The sequence below is a fragment of the Kitasatospora sp. NPDC048545 genome (genome assembly GCF_040651155.1).
Taxonomy (GTDB): domain Bacteria; phylum Actinomycetota; class Actinomycetes; order Streptomycetales; family Streptomycetaceae; genus Kitasatospora.
Window position 1 is genome coordinate 53,876 of sequence record NZ_JBEZIQ010000033.1, and the last position, 19,006, is coordinate 72,881.

General features: G+C 70.9%; 15 protein-coding genes. 3 read left to right on the forward strand and 12 right to left on the reverse strand.

Annotated features, from left to right (window positions below):
* Window positions 1-69 precede the first annotated feature (69 nt).
* The 6 genes from pafA to arc all read right to left on the reverse strand — a co-directional run bounded on the left by pafA (window position 70) and on the right by arc (window position 7,252).
* Window positions 70-1,431 (reverse strand): Pup--protein ligase, encoded by a 1,362-nt coding sequence (gene pafA / locus AB0D10_RS28025; RefSeq protein ID WP_350523844.1) that lies wholly within the window; start codon window positions 1,429-1,431, stop codon window positions 70-72.
* A gap of 121 nt (window positions 1,432-1,552) precedes the next feature.
* Window positions 1,553-2,308 carry a proteasome subunit alpha gene (prcA, locus tag AB0D10_RS28030; RefSeq protein ID WP_360261618.1) on the reverse strand — a complete coding sequence of 252 codons (756 nt, stop codon included), beginning with the start codon at window positions 2,306-2,308 and terminating at the stop codon, window positions 1,553-1,555.
* Between the two features lie 31 nt (window positions 2,309-2,339).
* Window positions 2,340-3,182, reverse strand: coding sequence for a proteasome subunit beta (gene prcB, locus AB0D10_RS28035; protein WP_360261620.1), 843 nt, complete (start codon window positions 3,180-3,182; stop codon window positions 2,340-2,342).
* A 160-nt stretch (window positions 3,183-3,342) separates the two neighbouring features.
* Complete coding sequence (locus tag AB0D10_RS28040) at window positions 3,343-3,561, reverse strand: ubiquitin-like protein Pup (RefSeq protein ID WP_360261622.1); 219 nt, start codon at window positions 3,559-3,561, stop codon at window positions 3,343-3,345.
* A 184-nt stretch (window positions 3,562-3,745) separates the two neighbouring features.
* The gene (gene dop / locus AB0D10_RS28045; RefSeq protein WP_360261624.1) at window positions 3,746-5,257 is read right to left on the reverse strand and encodes a depupylase/deamidase Dop; all 1,512 of its coding nucleotides are present in this window, start codon (window positions 5,255-5,257) and stop codon (window positions 3,746-3,748) included.
* Window positions 5,258-5,485: 228 nt separating this feature from the next.
* Complete coding sequence (arc, locus tag AB0D10_RS28050; RefSeq protein WP_360261627.1) at window positions 5,486-7,252, reverse strand: proteasome ATPase; 1,767 nt, start codon at window positions 7,250-7,252, stop codon at window positions 5,486-5,488.
* A gap of 283 nt (window positions 7,253-7,535) precedes the next feature.
* Here arc and AB0D10_RS28055 point away from each other — a divergent pair, with 283 nt between their 5' ends.
* Window positions 7,536-7,841, forward strand: a complete 306-nt coding sequence (locus AB0D10_RS28055; protein WP_360261629.1) for a ferredoxin — start codon at window positions 7,536-7,538, stop codon at window positions 7,839-7,841.
* A gap of 13 nt (window positions 7,842-7,854) precedes the next feature.
* Here the strand turns inward: AB0D10_RS28055 and AB0D10_RS28060 are convergent, their stop codons facing one another.
* The 3 genes from AB0D10_RS28060 to AB0D10_RS28070 form a co-directional block, all read right to left on the reverse strand.
* Window positions 7,855-8,514, reverse strand: coding sequence for a hypothetical protein (locus AB0D10_RS28060; RefSeq protein WP_360261632.1), 660 nt, complete (start codon window positions 8,512-8,514; stop codon window positions 7,855-7,857).
* 114 nt (window positions 8,515-8,628) lie between these two features.
* Complete coding sequence (locus AB0D10_RS28065) at window positions 8,629-9,588, reverse strand: tRNA (adenine-N1)-methyltransferase (protein ID WP_360261635.1); 960 nt, start codon at window positions 9,586-9,588, stop codon at window positions 8,629-8,631.
* 120 nt (window positions 9,589-9,708) lie between these two features.
* Window positions 9,709-10,920, reverse strand: a complete 1,212-nt coding sequence (locus AB0D10_RS28070) for a site-2 protease family protein (protein ID WP_360261637.1) — start codon at window positions 10,918-10,920, stop codon at window positions 9,709-9,711.
* A gap of 168 nt (window positions 10,921-11,088) precedes the next feature.
* Between AB0D10_RS28070 and AB0D10_RS28075 the strand changes: the two genes are divergently transcribed.
* Together AB0D10_RS28075 and AB0D10_RS28080 are read left to right on the forward strand one after the other, a co-directional pair.
* A complete protein-coding gene (locus tag AB0D10_RS28075; RefSeq protein ID WP_360261640.1) occupies window positions 11,089-11,997 on the forward strand; it encodes a RecB family exonuclease in 909 nt (302 codons plus the stop codon).
* A complete protein-coding gene (locus tag AB0D10_RS28080; RefSeq protein WP_360261643.1) occupies window positions 11,997-12,668 on the forward strand; it encodes a response regulator transcription factor in 672 nt (223 codons plus the stop codon). Before AB0D10_RS28075 ends, AB0D10_RS28080 begins: the two co-directional genes overlap by 1 nt.
* Window positions 12,669-12,768: 100 nt before the next feature.
* Here AB0D10_RS28080 and AB0D10_RS28085 read toward each other — a convergent pair whose 3' ends face one another.
* From AB0D10_RS28085 to metH, 3 genes are all read right to left on the reverse strand, one after another.
* Complete coding sequence (locus AB0D10_RS28085) at window positions 12,769-14,373, reverse strand: ABC transporter substrate-binding protein (RefSeq protein WP_360261646.1); 1,605 nt, start codon at window positions 14,371-14,373, stop codon at window positions 12,769-12,771.
* 243 nt (window positions 14,374-14,616) lie between these two features.
* A complete protein-coding gene (locus tag AB0D10_RS28090) occupies window positions 14,617-15,321 on the reverse strand; it encodes an HAD family phosphatase (protein ID WP_360261649.1) in 705 nt (234 codons plus the stop codon).
* 139 nt (window positions 15,322-15,460) lie between these two features.
* Window positions 15,461-18,973 (reverse strand): methionine synthase, encoded by a 3,513-nt coding sequence (metH, locus tag AB0D10_RS28095; RefSeq protein WP_360261652.1) that lies wholly within the window; start codon window positions 18,971-18,973, stop codon window positions 15,461-15,463.
* Window positions 18,974-19,006 lie beyond the last annotated feature (33 nt).

The window sequence follows — 19,006 nt, forward strand, 5'->3', positions numbered from 1 at the left end:
GTCCGGCCCCGGTAGGCACCACCGGGGCCGGACGCCGCCGTGATCACGACGGCTCGATCGCTGACCGGGCTACATCCCGGCGATGAGCTTCTCCACCCGCTCGTCCACCGAACGGAACGGGTCCTTGCACAGCACGGTGCGCTGCGCCTGGTCGTTCAGCTTCAGGTGCACCCAGTCCACCGTGAAGTCCCGGCGCTGCTCCTGCGCCCGGCGGATGAAGTCCCCGCGCAGCCGGGCCCGGGTGGTCTGCGGCGGGATCGACTTGGCCTCGAAGGTCTTGAGGTCGGTGGTCACCCGCTGCGCCTGGCCCTTGCCCTGGAGCAGGTAGAACAGGCCGCGGCGACGGTGGATGTCGTGGTACGCGAGGTCGATCTGGGCCACCCGCGGGTTGGACATGCTCATCTGGTGCTTCTCGCGGTACCGCTCGATGAGCTTGTACTTCATGATCCAGTCGATCTCGGTGGCCACCCCGTCCAGCCGCTCGGAGCGCACGGCCTCCAGGGTGCGGCCCCACAGGTCGAGGACCCGGGCGATGGTGCCGGTGTTGATGCCCTTGCGGTCGGCGAACTCCAGGGCCTTGGAGTAGTACTCCTCCTGGATGTCCAGCGCGCTGGCCTCGCGGCCGTTGGCGAGCCGCACCTGGTGGGTGCCGGTGAGGTCGTGGCTGACCTCGCGGATCGCCCGGATCGGGTTCTCCAGGGTCAGGTCGCGCATCACCACGCCGGCCTCGATCAGCCGCAGCACCAGGTCGGTGGCGCCGACCTTGAGCAGCGTGGTGGTCTCGGACATGTTGGAGTCGCCGACGATCACGTGCAGCCGACGGTAGCGCTCGGCGTCCGCGTGCGGCTCGTCCCGGGTGTTGATGATCGGCCGCGAACGGGTGGTGGCGGAGCTGACGCCCTCCCAGATGTGCTCGGCCCGCTGGCTGACGCAGTAGACCGCGCCACGCGGGGTCTGCAGCACCTTGCCCGCGCCGCAGATCAGCTGGCGGGTGACCAGGAAGGGGATCAGCACGTCCGCCAGCCGGGAGAACTCGCCGTGCCGGGCCACCAGGTAGTTCTCGTGGCAGCCGTAGGAGTTCCCGGCGGAGTCGGTGTTGTTCTTGAAGAGGTAGACGTCCCCCGCGATGCCCTCCTCGTGCAGGCGCCGCTCGGCGTCCACCAGGAGGCCTTCGAGGATGCGCTCGCCCGCCTTGTCGTGCGTCACCAGCTCGACCACGTCGTCGCACTCGGGCGTGGCGTACTCGGGGTGGGAGCCGACGTCGAGGTAGAGCCGGGCGCCGTTGCGCAGGAAGACGTTGCTGCTGCGGCCCCAGGAGACGACCCGGCGGAACAGGTACCGCGCGACCTCGTCCGGCGACAGCCGTCGCTGCCCGCGGAACGTGCAGGTCACGCCGTACTCGTTCTCCAGCCCGAAAATCCGGCGGTCCATGAGCACTCCATTCTGGTCGGAGCTGTCCGAAACCGCCTCCACGACGACTGGGCCGCCGCAGGGGCACCGGAGCCCCCGTACGACGGCGGTCCGGCCGCCGTACGGGACTCCGCAGGCACTGCTACTCCGGCGCGGTGTGCGCCGGGTCGTCCTCGTCGTCCGCCTCGGCGGACTGGTCCCCGTCGAGCAGCCGGCTGAGCTGGTTGCCCAGGATCCGCTTGAACTTGCGCTGCTGGAACCGCTGCCGGTCGAGGACCGCGACCTCCAGCTGCTCCGGGGTGAGGCTGCGCGGGCTGCCGCCGTTGGGGTCGCGGGCGAGCGAGTCGACCGCGACCTTCACCGCCTCGGTGAGGCTCAGCCCGACGCGGTGGCGCTGGCCCAGGTAGTTGCCGATCGAGTCGGCGTTGCCGCCGACCACCACGTAGTTCTTCTCGTCGACGACCGAGCCGTCCGGCGTGAGCCGGTAGATCTGGTCGTTGTCGCTGCCGCGGCCGACCTCGGCCACGATCAGCTCGACCTCGTACGGCTTCTCGCCGACCGAGGAGAAGATGGTGCCCAGGGTCTGGGCGTACACGTTGGCCAGGCCCCGGGCGGTGACGTCGGCCCGGTCGTAGGAGTAGCCGCGCAGGTCGGCGTAGCGGACGCCGCCGATGCGCAGGTTCTCGAACTCGTTGTAGCGGCCGACCGCCGCGAAGGCGATCTTGTCGTAGATCTCGGAGACCTTGTGCAGCGCCCTGGAGGTGTTCTCCGCGACGAAGACGATGCCGTCGGCGTAGGTGAGCACGACCACGCTGCGGCCGCGCGCGATGCCCTTGCGGGCGTACTCCGCGCGGTCCGCCATGGCCTGCTGGGGCGAGACGTAGAACGGTGTCGACACCGGCGGTCGTCCCTTTCCTGTGAGGTGCTGGCTAGAGCAGCGGGGCCTGCGGGCCGTTGGGGTGGGTCAGGCGCTCGTCGGTGATGGCCACGGTGGTCTCGGCGACCTCCGCTTCGGTGAGCCGGCGGAAGCCGTCCTCGGTGATCAGCGAGACGATCGGGAAGATCTTGCGGGCGAGGTCCGGGCCGCCGGTGGCGGAGTCGTCGTCCGCCGCGTCGTAGAGCGCCTGGACGACCAGGGTGACGGCCTGTTCGGCCGTCAGGCCGTCGCGGTAGAGCTTCTTCATCGAGCCGCGGGCGAAGACCGAGCCCGAGCCGGTGGCGGCGAAGCCGCGTTCCTCGGAACGCCCGCCGGTGACGTCGTAGTTGAAGATCCGGCCGCGGCCGAGGTCCAGGTCGTAGCCGGCGAACATCGGCACCACCGCCAGCCCCTGCATCGCCATGCCCAGGTTGCCCCGGATCATGGTGGTGAGGCGGTTCGCCTTGCCCTCCAGGGAGAGCACGGTGCCCTCGATCTTCTCGTAGTGCTCCAGCTCCAGTTGGAACAGCCGGACCATCTCGACCGCGAGGCCGGCGGTGCCGGCGATGCCGACCGCGCTGTACTCGTCGGCCGGGAAGACCTTCTCGATGTCGCGCTGGGCGATCACGTTGCCCATCGTCGCCCGGCGGTCACCGGCGATCACCACGCCGCCGTCGAAGACCGCGGCCACGATCGTGGTCCCGTGCGGGGCCTCGACCACCGAGCCCGCGGGGAGCCCGCGGTGGCCGGGGAGCAGCTCCGGCTTGTGGTCGGCGAGGAAGTCGAGGAACGAGGACGACCCCGGGGTCAGGAAGGCAGCCGGTAGACGCCCGGTGCCGCGAGTGTTGGCTTCCACACGATTCCTTCCAGGTAGCTTGAGGCGCGCGCTGCCCGCACCCTACCCGCCCGACGATCACTGTCGGAGCGTGGCCGGAGGCGCCGGGCGGCCGGGCGGCCGACGCCGCCCGACCGCCCTCGACGGTCGCGACCGTGAATTCCCGATGACCGGGGACGGGCTATTGCCCGCCCTTCTGCACGAATCCGCGGACGAAATCCTCGGCGTTGGATTCGAGGACCTCGTCGATTTCGTCCAGCACCGCGTCGACGTCGTCGCTCAGCTTTTCCTGGCGTTCCTTGAGGTCCTCGGAATTCTGCGTTTCCGCGGCCTGCTCCTCGACCTCCTCGGAGGAGCGGTTTGCCCGCTGCTGGCCGCCGCCGGTGTCCTTGCTCGCCATTTCCCTCACCCCGCTCGAATCGTCTGGCACGGTTTGGTCGGTCGGGTCGTTGCCGGTTGACACCGACCCTATACACAAGGTGCGACTGCCGCTCCCGGTTTGCCGGTGGCGCTTCCTGTCCAACACCCGCTGCCACCCCGGATGATTCCCATTCGGCGGACGTTCACCCGTGGTGATCGAAAAGTTACCCGCCGGACAGGACCCGTAGCAGGTCCTCGGCCGTGCGGCAGCGGTCCAGCAGCTCCTTGACGTGGTTGCGGGTGCCGCGCAGCGGCTCCAGCGTGGGCACCCGCTGCAGCGAGTCCCGGCCCGGCAGGTCGAAGATCACCGAGTCCCAGGAGGCCGCCGCGACGTGGTCCGCGTACTGCTCCAGGCAGCGCCCGCGGAAGTACGCCCTGGTGTCCTCCGGGGGCTTGGAGACGGCCCGCTCGACCTCGTCCTCGGTCAGCAGCCGATCGAAGCGCCCGCGGGCCACCAGGCGGTTGTAGAGGCCCTTCTCGGGCCGCACGTCGCTGTACTGGAGGTCGACCAGGTGCAGCCGCGGGTTGTCCCACTCCACGGCGTCCCGGCTGCGGTAGCCCTCCAGGATCTCCCGCTTGGCGATCCAGTCCAGCTGCCTCGACAGCGACATCGGGTCGCGCTCCAGCCGGCCGAGGACGTCCTCCCAGCGCGCCAGCACGTCCACCGTCTGCTCGTCCGCGTCGGTGCCGAAGCGGTCCTCGACGTACTTGCGGGCCAGCTCGAAGTACTCGAGCTGGAGCTGGACGGCGGTGAGCTTGCGCCCGTTGCGCAGGGTGATCAGGTGCTTGAGCGTCGGGTCGTGGGAGACCCGGTGCAGGGTGCGCACCGGCTGGTCGACGGCGAGGTCGGAGGCGATGAAGGAGTCCTCGATCATCGACAGGACCAGCGAGGTGGTGCCCAGCTTGAGGTACGTGGAGATCTCGGAGAGGTTCGCGTCCCCGATGATCACGTGCAGCCGGCGGTACTTCTCGGCGTCGGCGTGCGGTTCGTCCCGGGTGTTGATGATCGGCCGCTTGAGCGTGGTCTCCAGGCCGACCTCGACCTCGAAGTAGTCCGCCCGCTGGCTGATCTGGAAGCCGTGCGCCGAGCCGTCCTGGCCGATGCCGACCCGGCCCGCGCCGGTGACCACCTGGCGGGAGACGAAGAACGGGGTCAGGTGGCGCACGATGTCGGCGAACGGCGTCGCCCGCTTCATCAGGTAGTTCTCGTGGGTGCCGTAGGAGGCGCCCTTGTTGTCGGTGTTGTTCTTGTACAGGAGGATGTTCTGCCCGTTGGGCAGCTCCAGCGCGCGCTGCGCGGCGGCGGCCATGATCCGCTCCCCGGCCTTGTCCCACAGCACGGCGTCGCGCGGGTTGGTCACCTCGGGCGAGCTGTACTCGGGGTGCGCGTGGTCCACGTAGAACCGGGCCCCGTTGGTGAGGATGACGTTGGCGAGGCCGATGTCCTCGTCGGTCAGCTGGCTCGCGTCCGCCACCTCGCGCGCCAGGTCGAAGCCCCGCGCGTCGCGCAGCGGGTTCTCCTCCTCGAAGTCCCAGCGGGCCCGCCGGGCCCGGTGCATCGCCGCCGCGTAGGCGTTGACGATCTGGGACGAGGTGAGCATGGCGTTGGCGTTGGGGTGGCCGGGCACGGAGATCCCGTACTCGGTCTCGATGCCCATCACGCGCCGTACGGTCATGCGGCCCTCCTTGCCCGGTGTGCCGCCCCCGGCGGGCGGAACACGCTGACGTACCGCTGAACAACACCGGCGCCGGCCATCTGCCCGCGGACGGTGGGTCGAGCCTAGGACCCGGCGCCGACCGGCGGGCCCCGAGACGCGCCGTCCGGCTGCGGGGCCGCGAGGCGCCACAGCCGGACGGGGTGCGTACAGCTCCGGGGACCGCTGCCGGCCCGGGTCACCGCGTGCTTACAGGTACTGCCCCGTGTTGGCGACAGTGTCGATGGAGCGGCCGGACTCGGCGCCCTGCTTGCCGGTGACCAGCGTGCGGATGAAGACGATCCGCTCGCCCTTCTTGCCGGAGATGCGGGCCCAGTCGTCCGGGTTGGTGGTGTTCGGGAGGTCCTCGTTCTCCTTGAACTCGTCCACGCAGGCGGCGAGCAGGTGGGAGACGCGCAGACCGCGCTGACCGTGGTCGAGGAAGTCCTTGATGGCCATCTTCTTCGAGCGGTCGACGATGTTCTGGATCATCGCGCCGGAGTTGAAGTCCTTGAAGTACAGGACCTCCTTGTCACCGTTGGCGTAGGTGACCTCCAGGAAGCGGTTCTCCTCGGTCTCGGAGTACATCCGCTCGACCACCGACTGGATCATCGCGGCCACCGTGGCCCCGACGGAGCCGTCGTGCTCCTTGAGGTCGTCGGGGTGGAACGGCAGCGAGTCCTTGAGGTACTTGGAGAAGATGTCCTTCGCGGCCTCGGCGTCCGGGCGCTCGATCTTGATCTTGACGTCCAGGCGGCCGGGCCGCAGGATCGCCGGGTCGATCATGTCCTCGCGGTTCGAGGCGCCGATGACGATGACGTTCTCCAGGCCCTCCACGCCGTCGATCTCGGCCAGCAGCTGCGGGACGATGGTGTTCTCCACGTCCGAGCTGACACCGGAACCGCGGGTGCGGAACAGCGACTCCATCTCGTCGAAGAAGACGATGACGGGCGTGCCCTCGCTCGCCTTCTCCCGGGCCCGCTGGAAGACCAGGCGGATCTGCCGCTCGGTCTCGCCCACGTACTTGTTGAGCAGCTCGGGGCCCTTGATGTTGAGGAAGTAGCTCTTCCCCTGCGGGCGGCCGGTGACCTCGGCGACCTTCTTGGCCAGCGAGTTGGCGACCGCCTTGGCGATCAGCGTCTTGCCGCAGCCGGGCGGGCCGTAGAGCAGGACGCCCTTGGGCGGCCGCAGCTCGTACTCCTTGAAGAGGTCGGCGTGCAGGTACGGCAGCTCGACCGCGTCGCGGATCAGCTCGATCTGGTTGCTCAGGCCGCCGATCTGGCGGTAGTCGATGTCCGGGACCTCTTCGAGGACCAGCTCCTCGACCTCGGACTTCGGCACGACCTCGTACACGTAGCCGGAGCGGGGCTCCAGCAGCAGGGCGTCCCCCGCCCGGATGGTGAGCTCGCGCAGCGGTTCGGCGAGGCGCACCACGCGCTCCTCGTCGGTGTGGCCGAGTACCAGGGCGCGCTCGCCGTCCTCCAGGACCTCCTTGAGGGTGACGATCTCGCCGATGCGCTCGAAGGCCATCGCGTCCACGATGTTGAGGGCCTCGTTGAGCATCACCTCCTGGCCGCGCCGCAGCTCGTCGAGGGCGACGTTGGGGCTGACGTTCACGCGGAGCTTGCGCCCCCCGGTGAAGATGTCCGCGGTGCCGTCCTCGTTCGCGTCGAGGAAGGTGCCGAAGCCGGCCGGGGGCTGTGCCAGCCGGTCCACTTCCTCCTTGAGGGCCACGATCTGGTCGCGGGCCTCACGCAGGGTGGAGGCGAGCCGTTCGTTCTGGGCGGACACGCCGGCCAGGTTGGTCTGGAGCTCGACGATCCGCTCTTCGAGGATTCTCGAATTGCGCGGCGAGTCGGCGAGCTTGCGGCGCAGCACGGCGATTTCCTGCTCAAGGTACGAGACCTGAGCGGCCTCGTCGGAACCACGAGCGGGCCTGCCGGTGCTGCGGTTGTAGTCGTCATCGTGGGCTGCCACGGTCCTCACCTCCTCCGGGGAGCTGGACGCTTCCAGACCCTACCTGGGACCAGGGGTCCGTAAACCCCTAGATCAAGAAAGATGGAACGGGCGTGTCCGATCTTCGCCCCAGCGTGCTTCCCCTCTGCTAAGGGGATACCCACCGCGCACCGCCCAAAGCGGGCCGGATGTATCGTCGAGCGAAGTGATATCCGATCGCGACCGCGACGCGAGGTCCGATCGTTGTACGAATGGCGGGATTGCTCCCAGAAATGGGCGACCCGGGACAGAAACGGCAGGGGACATGTCGGTGACCGAGGAGACCGCGCGGGCGACCGAGGAGCTGGAGGTGTGGATCGACCAGGATCTGTGCACCGGCGACGGCATCTGCGTCCAGTACGCACCGGAGGTCTTCGAGCTCGACATCGACGGCCTCGCCTACGTGAAGGGGCCGGACGACGAGCTGCGCCAGCAGCCCGGGGAGACCGCCCCGGTGCCGCTGACGCTCCTTCAGGACGTGGTGGACTCGGCGAAGGAGTGCCCCGGCGACTGCATCCACGTGCGCCGGACCGCGGACCGGGTCGAGGTGTACGGGCCGGACGCGGAGTAGGGAGCCGGACCGGTCAGGTCTGGGCGAGCGGGGCGGTGGTCTGGGAGCGTTCCCAGCCGCCGCCCTTGTGCGTCCAGGTGAGGTCCAGTGAGATGTCGGGCCGGAAGCGCGGCACGTCCTCGCTCGAATACCCCTGCGCGTGACCGGTGATGGCGCCGTCGGAGCGGACCGCGAGCCGGCTCACGGTGAGGTTCTCGCGTTCGGTGAGCAGGGTGGCCAGCACGGCCGGGCGGCCGTCGGGGCCGAAGCCGAGCAGGAGGACCGCGTCGGGCGGGGTGCCGTTCTCGGCGGCGCAGTGCGCGGCGACCACCGTGCCGGGGCGGCCGTCGCCCAGTTCGACGGGCACGCTGAGCACCGTCTTGACCGGGAACGGACCGCAGTCGAGCGGGAGTTGGGCCGCAGCCGGGTCGGGGGCGGCACTCGCGGCGAGGGCCCTGGGGGTGCCGTGGACGGGCACCGGGGTGCCGGTCGCCGGGGAGGCGGCGAGGGCGGCGCCCACCACCGCGCCGCTGCCGGCCAGGGCGAGGGCCCAGTGCCAGGGGGCGGTGCGCACATGCCCGGGCCGGGTGCGGCCCCGCGGTGTCTGCTGTCCAGCCGTCGCCTTCGTCCCGACCGCGGTCTCCACCAGGCGTCCCCTCCAGAGCTCCAGGAGCTGGTCTGCGTGCGCGAGCATCGTCCCACACGGCGCGGGCGGGCCGGTGACCGGGGAGCGGGTCGCCGGGCGGGCCGGGGACGACGGGAGGGGTGGCACGAGATCACTCGTGCCACCCCTGTGTGGTGTGCGGGCTCAGCCCAGGTCGGGCTGGTCGCCCTCGACGGCCCGGGCGGCCTTGCGGGCGGCGGCGCGCTCCTGCAGGCTCGGCTCCGGCGACCCGTTGTCGTAGTCCTCGCCGTAGGCGCCCTTGGCCGGGCGGCGGCGGCGCAGCGGCGGCTCGACGCCGTCCGCCAGGCGGCGGGCGGTGAGCAGGAAGCCGGTGTGGCCGATCATCCGGTGGTCCGGGCGGACGGCCAGACCCTCCAGGTGCCAGGTGCGGACCATGGTCTCCCACGCCTGCGGCTCGGTGAAGGTGCCGTGCTCGCGCAGCGCCTCGACGGTCCGGGACATCTGCGTGGTGGTGGCCACGTAGCAGCAGATGAGGCCGCCGGGGACGAGCGCCTCGGAGGCGACGTCCAGGCACTCCCAGGGGGCCAGCATGTCGAGGATGACGCGGTCGACGTCGGTCTCGACCAGGTTGTCCTGGAGGTCGCCGACGGTGAGCTTCCACGCCGGGTGGGGCCCGCCGAAGTAGCGCTCGACGTTGCCCTGGGCGATGTCGGCGAAGTCCTGCCGGCGCTCGTAGGAGGCCAGCATGCCGTGCTCGCCGACGGCGCGCAGCAGGTACATGCTGAGCGCGCCGGAGCCGACGCCGGCCTCGATCACGCGGGCGCCCGCGAAGATGTCGGCCATCGCCAGGATCTGCCCCGCGTCCTTGGGGTAGATCACGGCGGCGCCTCGCGGCATGGACAGGACGTAGTCGGGGAGCAGGGGGCGCAGCGCGAGGTACGGGACGTTCCCCGTGGTGCGCACGACCGTGCCTTCGGGGGCGCCGATCAGCTCGTCGTGGGGGAACGCACCCTTGTGGGTGTGGAACTGGTTCCCGGCCTGGAGCGTGAACGTGTAGTGGCGACCCTTGGGGTCGGTCAGCTGGACCTGGTCCCCGACCTGGAAGGGCCCGCGTCGGCGGGCGGCACCGGTCGGTTCGGACATGCGGCCAATCCTAAGGGAAGCGGGACGCCCCGCCTCACCGGGCCCGGATCACGCCCGATCACGCCCGGCGTCGCACCGGCACCATCGGCACCATCGGCACCGCGGCTGCGTCGGTGACCGTCACCGGCCGGAGACGGCGGCGGTCAGGCGCTGCTCGATGTCGCTGAGCGCGGCGACGCCGTACACCCGGCCGTCCGCCTCGACCACCAGGTACTCCCCCGCCGGAGTCGCCTGGACGGCCCGCAGCAGGTCCTCGCCGCTCAGGTCGGCGTCCAGTCGCAGCCCGGGTTCGAGGTCGCGGGAGAGGGCGCCCACGGCCACCCAGGGGCGGCGGTGCTCGGGCACCGCCCTGACCGCCGACTCCCGCACGATGGCGATCGGCTCGCCCCGGCCGTCGACCACGACCACCGCGCCGGCCCGGGCCTCGCGGGCGCGGCGCATCGCCTCGCCGAGCGGGGTGTCGGAGGTGACCTCGACGGCCCGGCGGGCGAGTTCGCGCAGCCGCAGGCCGGGCAGCGCCTCCTTGAGCCGGGCGTTGCGCACGCTGCCGGTGGCGCCGTTCCAGATGATCGCGGCGAGCACGGCGGCCAGCACCGCGTCCACCAGGGTGTCGGTGGTGGTGCGTTCGACCCCGCGGGCGGCGCTGACCAGCGGCAGGCCGATCAGGACGGCGATCGCCAGCGCCCGGCCGACCCAGGAGGCGGCCACCGTGCCGGTCATCGGCTTGCCGGTGACGGCCCAGACGACGGCGCGCAACATCCGCCCGCCGTCCAGCGGCAGGCCCGGCAGCAGGTTGAAGGCCGCCACGACCAGGTTGGACACCATCAGGCCGGCGAGCAGCACCCCGGGCACGGAGGACAGCTCCACGAACCGCGTCGCGAGGTAGAACACGCCGCCGAGCACCAGCGAGAGCAGCGGGCCGACGAAGGCCAGCCAGAACTCGCGCCAGGGCGTGGTGGCCTCGTTCTCGATCTCGGAGACGCCGCCGAAGAACTGCAGTTGGATCCGCCGCACCCCGAGCCGGTAGCGCAGCGCGACCAGGGTGTGGGCGAGTTCGTGGACCAGGACGGAGGCGTAGAAGGCGACCGCGAAGGAGAACGCGACCAGGTAGCGGGCACCGCCGAGGTCCGGCAGCACGTCGTTCAGCTGCCCGCCGAACACCCAGGTGATCAGCGCGGCGATGACGAACCAGGAGGGGGTGACGTAGATCGGCACACCGAAGGGCCGGCCCATCAGGAGGCCGCCGCGGCGCTCCGGTGGCTGCCCGGCCGGGCGCCCGCGGTCGTCCTGCGGTGGCTGGTCGGAGGTCTGCTGCCCCCTGCTGTCGCTCACCGTGATCCCTTCGGTCGTCGCCCCCGTCGTACCCCGGTGCGCCCACGCTACGTGATCGTGGCGCTCCGAGGCCTCGCGCCCCTCCTGGTGCCTTCATACCCACTGTGCGCGTCCCGGTGGCAGCACGGTGGCAGCGGGATGACAGCAAAGGGCAATAGGGTCGTAGCCATGCAGCAGACCGACACCACCAGCGCCACCGGGGCCCCGGTGCGCCCGGCGACGCCGCCGACCGGCCTGTCCCCGTCCCGGGCGGGGGACTTCCTCACCTGTCCCCTGCTGTACCGGCTGCGGGTGATCGACCGGCTGCCCGAGCCGCCGAGCTCGGCGGCGACCAGGGGCACGCTGGTGCACGCCGTGCTGGAGCGGCTGTTCGACAGTCCGGCAGCCGAGCGCACGCCGGAACGGGCGCTGGGCCTGCTGCGCCCGCAGTGGGAGCGGCTGCTCGGTGAACGGCCGGAGCTGGGCTCGTTGTTCCCGGACGGCCCGGACGGCGCGGCGCTGACCCGCTGGCTGGCGGACGCCGAGAAGCTGGTCGGCCAGTGGTTCCGGCTGGAGGACCCGACCCGGCTGCACCCGGTCGAACGGGAGCTGTACGTGGAGACGGCCCTGGACTCGGGGCTGCTGCTGCGCGGCTACATCGACCGGGTCGACGTCGCCCCGACCGGCGAGGTCCGGCTGGTCGACTACAAGACCGGCCGGGCGCCCTCGCGGGACTTCGAGGGCAAGGCGATGTTCCAGATGAAGTTCTACGCGCTGGTGGTGTGGCGCTGGAAGGGCGTGATCCCCAAGCGCCTCCAGCTGGTCTACCTCGGCGGGGGCGGGGACGTGGTCAGCTACGACCCGGACCAGGCCGATCTGCTCGCGGTGGAGCGCAAGCTGCAGGCGCTGTGGGAGCGCATCGGGCTCGCGGTGGCCACCGGGGACTTCCCGGCCACCCGCAACCGCCTCTGCGACTGGTGCGACCACCAGGCCAGCTGCCCGGAGTTCGGCGGCACCCCGCCGCCGTACCCGCTTCCGCTGGCCCGTACGTCGGATGAAGACGATCCCACGGGGGATCCGATGAGCAAGGAGTCCTAGTGACGATCCGTGTGCTGCTGGTCGACGACCAGCCGTTGCTGCGCACCGGTTTCCGGATGATCCTGGAGGCCGAGTCCGACCTGGTGGTGGTCGGCGAGGCCGGGGACGGTCAGCAGGCGCTGGACCAGGTGCGGGCGCTGCAGCCCGACGTGGTGCTGATGGACATCCGGATGCCCAGGATGGACGGCGTCGAGGCGACCCGCCGGATCGCCGGCCCGGGGCGGGACGGCCCGGCCAAGGTGCTGGTGCTGACCACCTTCGACCTGGACGAGTACGTGGTGGAGGCGCTGCGCGCGGGCGCCAGCGGCTTCCTGCTGAAGGACGTGCCGGCCGAGGAGCTGGTGCAGGCGATCCGGGTGGTCGCGGACGGCGCGGCGATGCTGGCGCCGAGCATCACCCGCAGGCTGCTGGACATGTACGCCACCAAGCTGCCGTCGGGCGACGAAGCGCCGCCGCAGGCGCTGAGCGCGCTGACCGACCGTGAGCTGGAGGTGCTGAAGCTGGTGGCGCGCGGGCTGTCGAACGCGGAGATCGCGGCCGAGCTGTTCGTCAGCGAGACCACCGTGAAGACCCACGTCGGCCACGTGCTGACCAAGCTCCAGCTGCGCGACCGGGTGCAGGCGGCGGTGTACGCCTACGAGAGCGGCCTGGTGCGTCCGGGCACCCTGTGACGGCCTCCCGCGGCCGGTGACGGCCTGCGGGAACACGACGGCGGCCCGTCCGCTCCCCCGTGGCGACGGGGGGAGCGGACGGGCCGCCGTGGTGCGTGCGCTACTTGCCGCTGCGGCTGATCTCCCAGAAGCGGAAGAAGCCGGTGGTGTCGACGGTGGACTCGACGCCGGTGACGTACGAACGGGCCGCGTAGAAGGCCTTGTTCTGGTACAGCGGGATCAGCGGCACGCTCTCGGCCTCGATCTGCTGGATCTGCCCGTAGCCGGCCGCGGCCGCGCTGCGGTCGGCCTGCTTGAGGCCGTCCGGCACCAGCCTGCCGCTGATCCGCGGGTCGTCCCAACCGTGGTGGTAGGCACCGCCGTTGACCAGCAGCGGGGCGATGTAGTTGTCCGGGTCCGGGTAGTCGGCGAACCAGCCGATGACGTACGCCTGGTACTTGCCGTCGGCCCAGCCCTTCTTGTAGGCCTCCCAGTCCGCCTCCTGCTGGACGGTGACCTGGAAGAGGCCGCCGGCCTCCAGCTGCTTCTTCAGCGTGTCGGCCTCGTTGCTGCCGGCCCGCGAACGGGACCAGGTGAGCGTGAGCTTGACCGGGGTCTGGACCTTGGCGTCGGTGAGGATCTTCTTGGCCTTGGCCGCGTCCTGGTCGCCGTAGCGGTCGAAGAAGGCCGTGGTGTGGCCGGTGACGCCGGCCGGGACCATCGCGTACAGCGGCTGGACGGTCCGGGCGAAGACGTCGCGGGCGAGGGCCTTGCGGTCCATCAGCTGCGCGGCGGCCTGGCGGACGGCGGGGTTGCCGAAGACCGGGTCCTTGGTGTTGAAGACCAGCGAGCGGGTGTCGTTGCTGTCGCCCTCGGTCACCTGCAGGTCGGTCTTGCCGCCCTGCTGGTCGGACCGGATCTGGGCGGCGGTGTTCGGCTCCAGGCTGTTGTCGGTGAGGTCGACGTCGCCCTTGTCGAGTGCGGCCTTGAGGTCGTCGGCCTTGTCGAAGTACTTCACGGTGAACTTGCTGTTGCGCAGCTTGGCGTCGCCGCCGTACTTGTCGTTGGCCGACAGCGCGACCTTGGCGATCTGCTTGCCGCCGTTCACCGATTCGACCGAGTCCACGCGGTACGGGCCCGAGCCGACCAGCTTGTCGTTGGGCAGCGCCTTGTCCGCCGGGTAGACCTGGTGGTCCACGATGGCGCCGGCCGGGGTGGCCAGCTTGGCCGGCAGGGTGGCGTCGGGCGCGGTGAGGTGGAAGAGCACCTCGGCGTCGCCCTTGGCCTCGACGGACTTGATCGAGGAGAGCAGCGAGGCCGGACCGTTCTCGTCGTTGATCTTCTTGGTGCGCTCGATCGAGAAGACCACGTCCTCGGCGGTCAGCGGGTGACCGTTGGAGAACTTCAGCCCGGGCCGCAGGGTGCAGTGGTACTCGGTGGCCTCGCCACCGGTGAACTCGCACGACTGCGCGGCGTCCGGGGTGGGCGTGCTGGCGGCGGCGGGGAAGGTCAGCAGCGACTGGAAGGCGTTGCGCGTGACCAGCCAGGAACCGGAGTCGTACGAGGTCGCCGGGTCCAACCTGCCGGTCAGCTGGGCGGTGCCCATGGTGATGGACTTGCCGCTGTCCCCCTTGACGGCGTCGGTCACCGATCCGCAGCCGGCCACCGTCATGGCGACCAGACCGGCACAGCCGAGTACGGCGAGGCGTTCACCTGAAGTCTTCACGGGGCGCGTCCTTATCGGTGGCACGAAACCCGAGTAGCGTGCCATATCGAACACGCACGACCGATACCCGCGCAGGTGACGTTTGGGACACGGCGGTTCGGGGCATCCCGCCCGACCGACAAGATGTCAGCCAATGCCCTTTTTCTCCCCCCGCCTCCCGGGGTCGGAGCCCCGTCGAGCCGCTTACCGGCCGGTAGGCCCGAGCCGCAATGAGATGACAATCACATCCGAGCTGACGGACCTTCAGACCCGCGAGGCGACCAGCGAGCGCAGCAGGTCGAGGTCGACCTGCTCCAGCGAGGGCAGCACCAGGCGCCCGGGGGCCGGCTCGATCGCCGCGACCGAGGGCACCGCGATCACCGGGCAGCCGGCCGCCTCGCCCGCGCGCACCCCGGTCGGGGTGTCCTCGACCACCACGCAGCGGGCCGGCTCCGCACCCAGCCGGCGGGCCGCCTCCAGGTACGGGTCCGGGAACGGCTTGGTGCGCGGCACCTCGTCCCCGCCGATGGTGAAGGCGAAGTGGTGGGCACCCAGCGAACGCAGCACGATGTCGATCACGTGCCGGTGCGACGCGGACACCATGGCGGCCGGGATCCCGTGCGCGGCAAGGGTGTTGAGCAGGCGCTCGGCGCCCGGCATGAGCGGCACGCCATCGGCCAGCAGGTCCACGAAGCGCTGGTTGACCAGCACCCCCAGGTCGGCCGGGGCGATGTCCACCCCGGTCCTGGCGACCAGGTAGTCCATCACCCGGGTCATCGGGCCGCCGACCACGTGGGTGCGGTCCGCCTCGTCCAGCCGGTGGCCCAGCTCGGCGAAGAGCGAGACCTCGGCCTGCCACCAGAAGTCCTCGGTGTCCACCAGCGTCCCGTCCATGTCCAGCAGCACCGCCTGCAGGCCGCGGTCGTCCCCGTGGTCCAGGACACGGGTGGCGGTGGGGCTGGTGGTCATGGTGGGATCCTTCCGGCAGGCCCCGGCGGCGCCCGGGGATGGCACGGGCCGACCCGCTGGTGAGCGGACCGGCCCGTTCAGGATCATCCAGAATACGCCCGCTTCGTCCGGAAAGCGCGAACGGAGCAGAACGGAGGGGTTACCGCGCGTTGAAGTACTTCGCCTCCGGGTGGTGGATCACGATCGCGTCGGTGGACTGCTCGGGGTGCAGCTGGAACTCCTCCGAGAGCACCACGCCGATCCGCTCGGGCTTCAGCAGCTCGGCGATCTTGGCGCGGTCCTCCAGCTCGGGGCAGGCCCCGTAGCCGAGCGAGAAGCGGGCGCCCCGGTACTTGAGCGCGAACATGTCCCTGACGTCCTGCGGGTCCTCGCCGGAGAAGCCCAGCTCGTAGCGGACCCGGGCGTGCCAGAACTCGGCCAGTGCCTCGGCCAGCTGCACCGAGAGGCCGTGCAGCTCCAGGTAGTCCCGGTAGGAGTTCCCGGCGAACAGCTCGTTGGCCGCCTCCGAGATCCGGTTGCCCATGGTGACCACCTGCAGGCCGACCACGTCCCGCACGCCGGACTCCTCCGGGCGGAAGAAGTCGGCCAGGCAGAGCCGGCGGCCGCGGCGCTGGCGCGGGAAGGTGAAGCGGGTGCGCTCGGTGCCGTCCTCGTGAAAGACGATCAGGTCGTCGCCCTTGGAGTTGGCCGGGTAGTAGCCGTAGACCACGGCGGCCTCCAGCCAGCCCTCGGTCTGCAGCCGGTCGAGCCAGGCCCGCAGCCGCGGCCGGCCCTCGGTCTCCACCAGCTCCTCGTAGGACGGCCCGTCACCGGTGCGGGAGGCCTTCAGACCCCACTGCCCCTTGAACAGAGCGTCCTCGTCCAGCCAGGAGGCGTAGTCGGCGAACGGGATGCCCTTGACGATCCGGTCGCCCCAGAACGGCGGGGCGGGCACGGCGTTGTCGACGGCGACGTCGGAGCGGATCTGCCCGAGGTTGACCTCCGGCTCCGGCTCCTCCGCCTCGACCCGGGCGTGCCGGCGCTGCTTGAGCTCCGGCAGGGTCGCGCCGGGCACGCCGCGCTTGACCGCGATCAGCGCGTCCATCAGCCGCAGGCCCTCGAAGGCGTCCCGGGCGTAGCGGACCTCGCCCTCGTAGATCTCGTGCAGGTCCTGTTCGACGTAGGCCCGGGTGAGCGCCGCACCGCCGAGGATCACCGGGTAGCTGGAGGCCAGCTTGCGCTGGTTGAGCTCCTCCAGGTTCTCCTTCATGATCACGGTGGACTTCACCAGCAGACCGGACATCCCGATGACGTCCGCCCGGTGCTCCTGCGCGGCGTCCAGGATCGCCGAGACCGGCTGCTTGATGCCCAGGTTGACCACGTTGTAGCCGTTGTTGGACAGGATGATGTCGACCAGGTTCTTGCCGATGTCGTGGACGTCGCCCTTGACGGTGGCCAGCACGATCGTGCCCTTGCCCTCGCTGTCGGACTTCTCCATGTGCGGCTCCAGGTGGGCCACCGCGGTCTTCATGACCTCGGCGGACTGGAGCACGAACGGCAGCTGCATCTGGCCGGAGCCGAAGAGCTCGCCGACCACCTTCATGCCGGCCAGCAGGGTGTCGTTGATGATCTCCAGCGCGGGGCGCCCGGTCAGCGCCTCGTCCAGGTCGGCCTCCAGGCCGTTCCGCTCGCCGTCGATGATCCGGCGCTGCAGTCGCTCGTCCAGCGGGAGCGCGGCCAGCTCCTCGGCCTTGGAGGCCTTGACCGAGGCCGAGGAGACGCCCTCGAACAGCTCCAGCAGGCGCTGCAGCGGGTCGTAGCCGTCCCGGCGGCGGTCGTAGACCAGGTCGAGGGCGGCCTCGCGCTGGTCCTCGGGGATCCTGGAGATCGGCAGGATCTTGGAGGCGTGCACGATCGCCGAGTCCAGCCCGGCCTCCACGCACTCGTGCAGGAAGACCGAGTTGAGCACCACGCGGGCGGCCGGGTTGAGGCCGAAGGAGATGTTGGACAGGCCGAGCGTGGTCTGCACCTTCGGGTGGCGGCGCTTGAGCTCGCGGATCGCCCCGATGGTCTCGATGCCGTCCCGGCGGGACTCCTCCTGGCCGGTGGCCAGGGTGAAGGTGAGGCAGTCGACCAGGATCGAGCCCTCGTCGATGCCGTAGTCGGCGGTGAGCTCGGCGATCAGCCGCTCGGCGATCTCCACCTTGGTGTCGGCGGTCCGGGCCTGGCCCTGCTCGTCGATGGTCAGCGCGATCAGGCCGGCGCCGTGCTCGCGGGCCAGCGAGGCGATCCTGGCGAAGCGCGAGTCCGGGGCATTGCCGTCCTCGTAGTTGACCGAGTTGAGCACCGCGCGGCCGCCGAGGGCCTCCAGGCCGGCCCGCAGCACGGGCGGCTCGGTGGAGTCCAGCACGATCGGCAGGGTGGAGGCGGTGGCCAGGCGGCCGGCGATCTCCTTCATGTCGGCGACGCCGTCGCGGCCGACGTAGTCCACGCAGAGGTCCAGCAGGTGGGAGCCGTCCCGGATCTGGTCGCGGGCGATCTCCACGCAGGCCTGCCAGTCACCGGCCAGCATCGACTCGCGGAACTTCTTGGAGCCGTTGGCGTTGGTCCGCTCGCCGATCGCGAGGTAGGAGGTGTCCTGGCGGAACGGCACCGCCTGGTACAGCGAGGCCGCCGAGGGCTCGGGCTGCGGCTCGCGCGCGGTGACCGGCCGGCCCTGGACCCGCTCGACCACCTGGCGCAGGTGCTCGGGCGTGGTGCCGCAGCAGCCGCCGACCAGCGACAGGCCGTACTCGCGGGTGAACACGTCGTGCGCGTCGGCCAGTTCGGCCGGGGAGAGCGGGTAGTGGGCGCCGTCCTTGCCGAGCACCGGCAGGCCCGCGTTCGGCATGCAGGACAGGCCGATCCGGGCGTTCTTGGCCAGGTAGCGCAGGTGCTCGCTCATCTCGGCCGGGCCGGTGGCGCAGTTGAGGCCGATGTAGTCGACGCCGAGCGGCTCCAGCGCGGTGAGCGCGGCGCCGATCTCGGAGCCGAGCAGCATGGTGCCGGTGGTCTCCACCGTGACCTGCACCAGCACCGGCAGGTCCAGCCCGGCCTCGGCGAGCGCGCGCTTGGAGCCCAGGATGGCGGCCTTGGTCTGCAGCAGGTCCTGGCTGGTCTCGACCAGCAGCGCGTCGGCGCCGCCGGCGATCAGGCCGGCCGCGTTCTGCTGGAAGCCCTCGCGCAGCGCCTCGTACGGGGCGTGGCCGAGGGTCGGCAGCTTGGTGCCGGGGCCGATCGAGCCGAGCACCCAACGGGTGCGGCCGTCGGCGGCGGTGTGGGCGTCGGCCACCTCGCGGGCGATCCGGGCGCCGGCCTCGGAGAGCTCGAAGACCCGCTCGGGGATGTCGTACTCGCCGAGCGCGGCGAAGTTGGCGCCGAAGGTGTTGGTCTCCACGCAGTCCACGCCCACGCCGAAGTAGGCCTCGTGGACGGAGCGGACGATGTCGGGCCGCGTGATGTTGAGGACCTCGTTGCAGCCTTCGAGGTTCTGGAAGTCCTCCAGCGTCGGATCCTGCGCCTGGAGCATGGTGCCCATCGCACCATCGGCCACCACCACCCGGGTGGCGAGGGCTTCACGCAGAGCGTTCGCTCGACTCTGCTGGGTGACGGACGGATCGGCTGCAGTGGCCATGGGGCTTCTCCCTGGTGCGACGGCTGTCGGCTT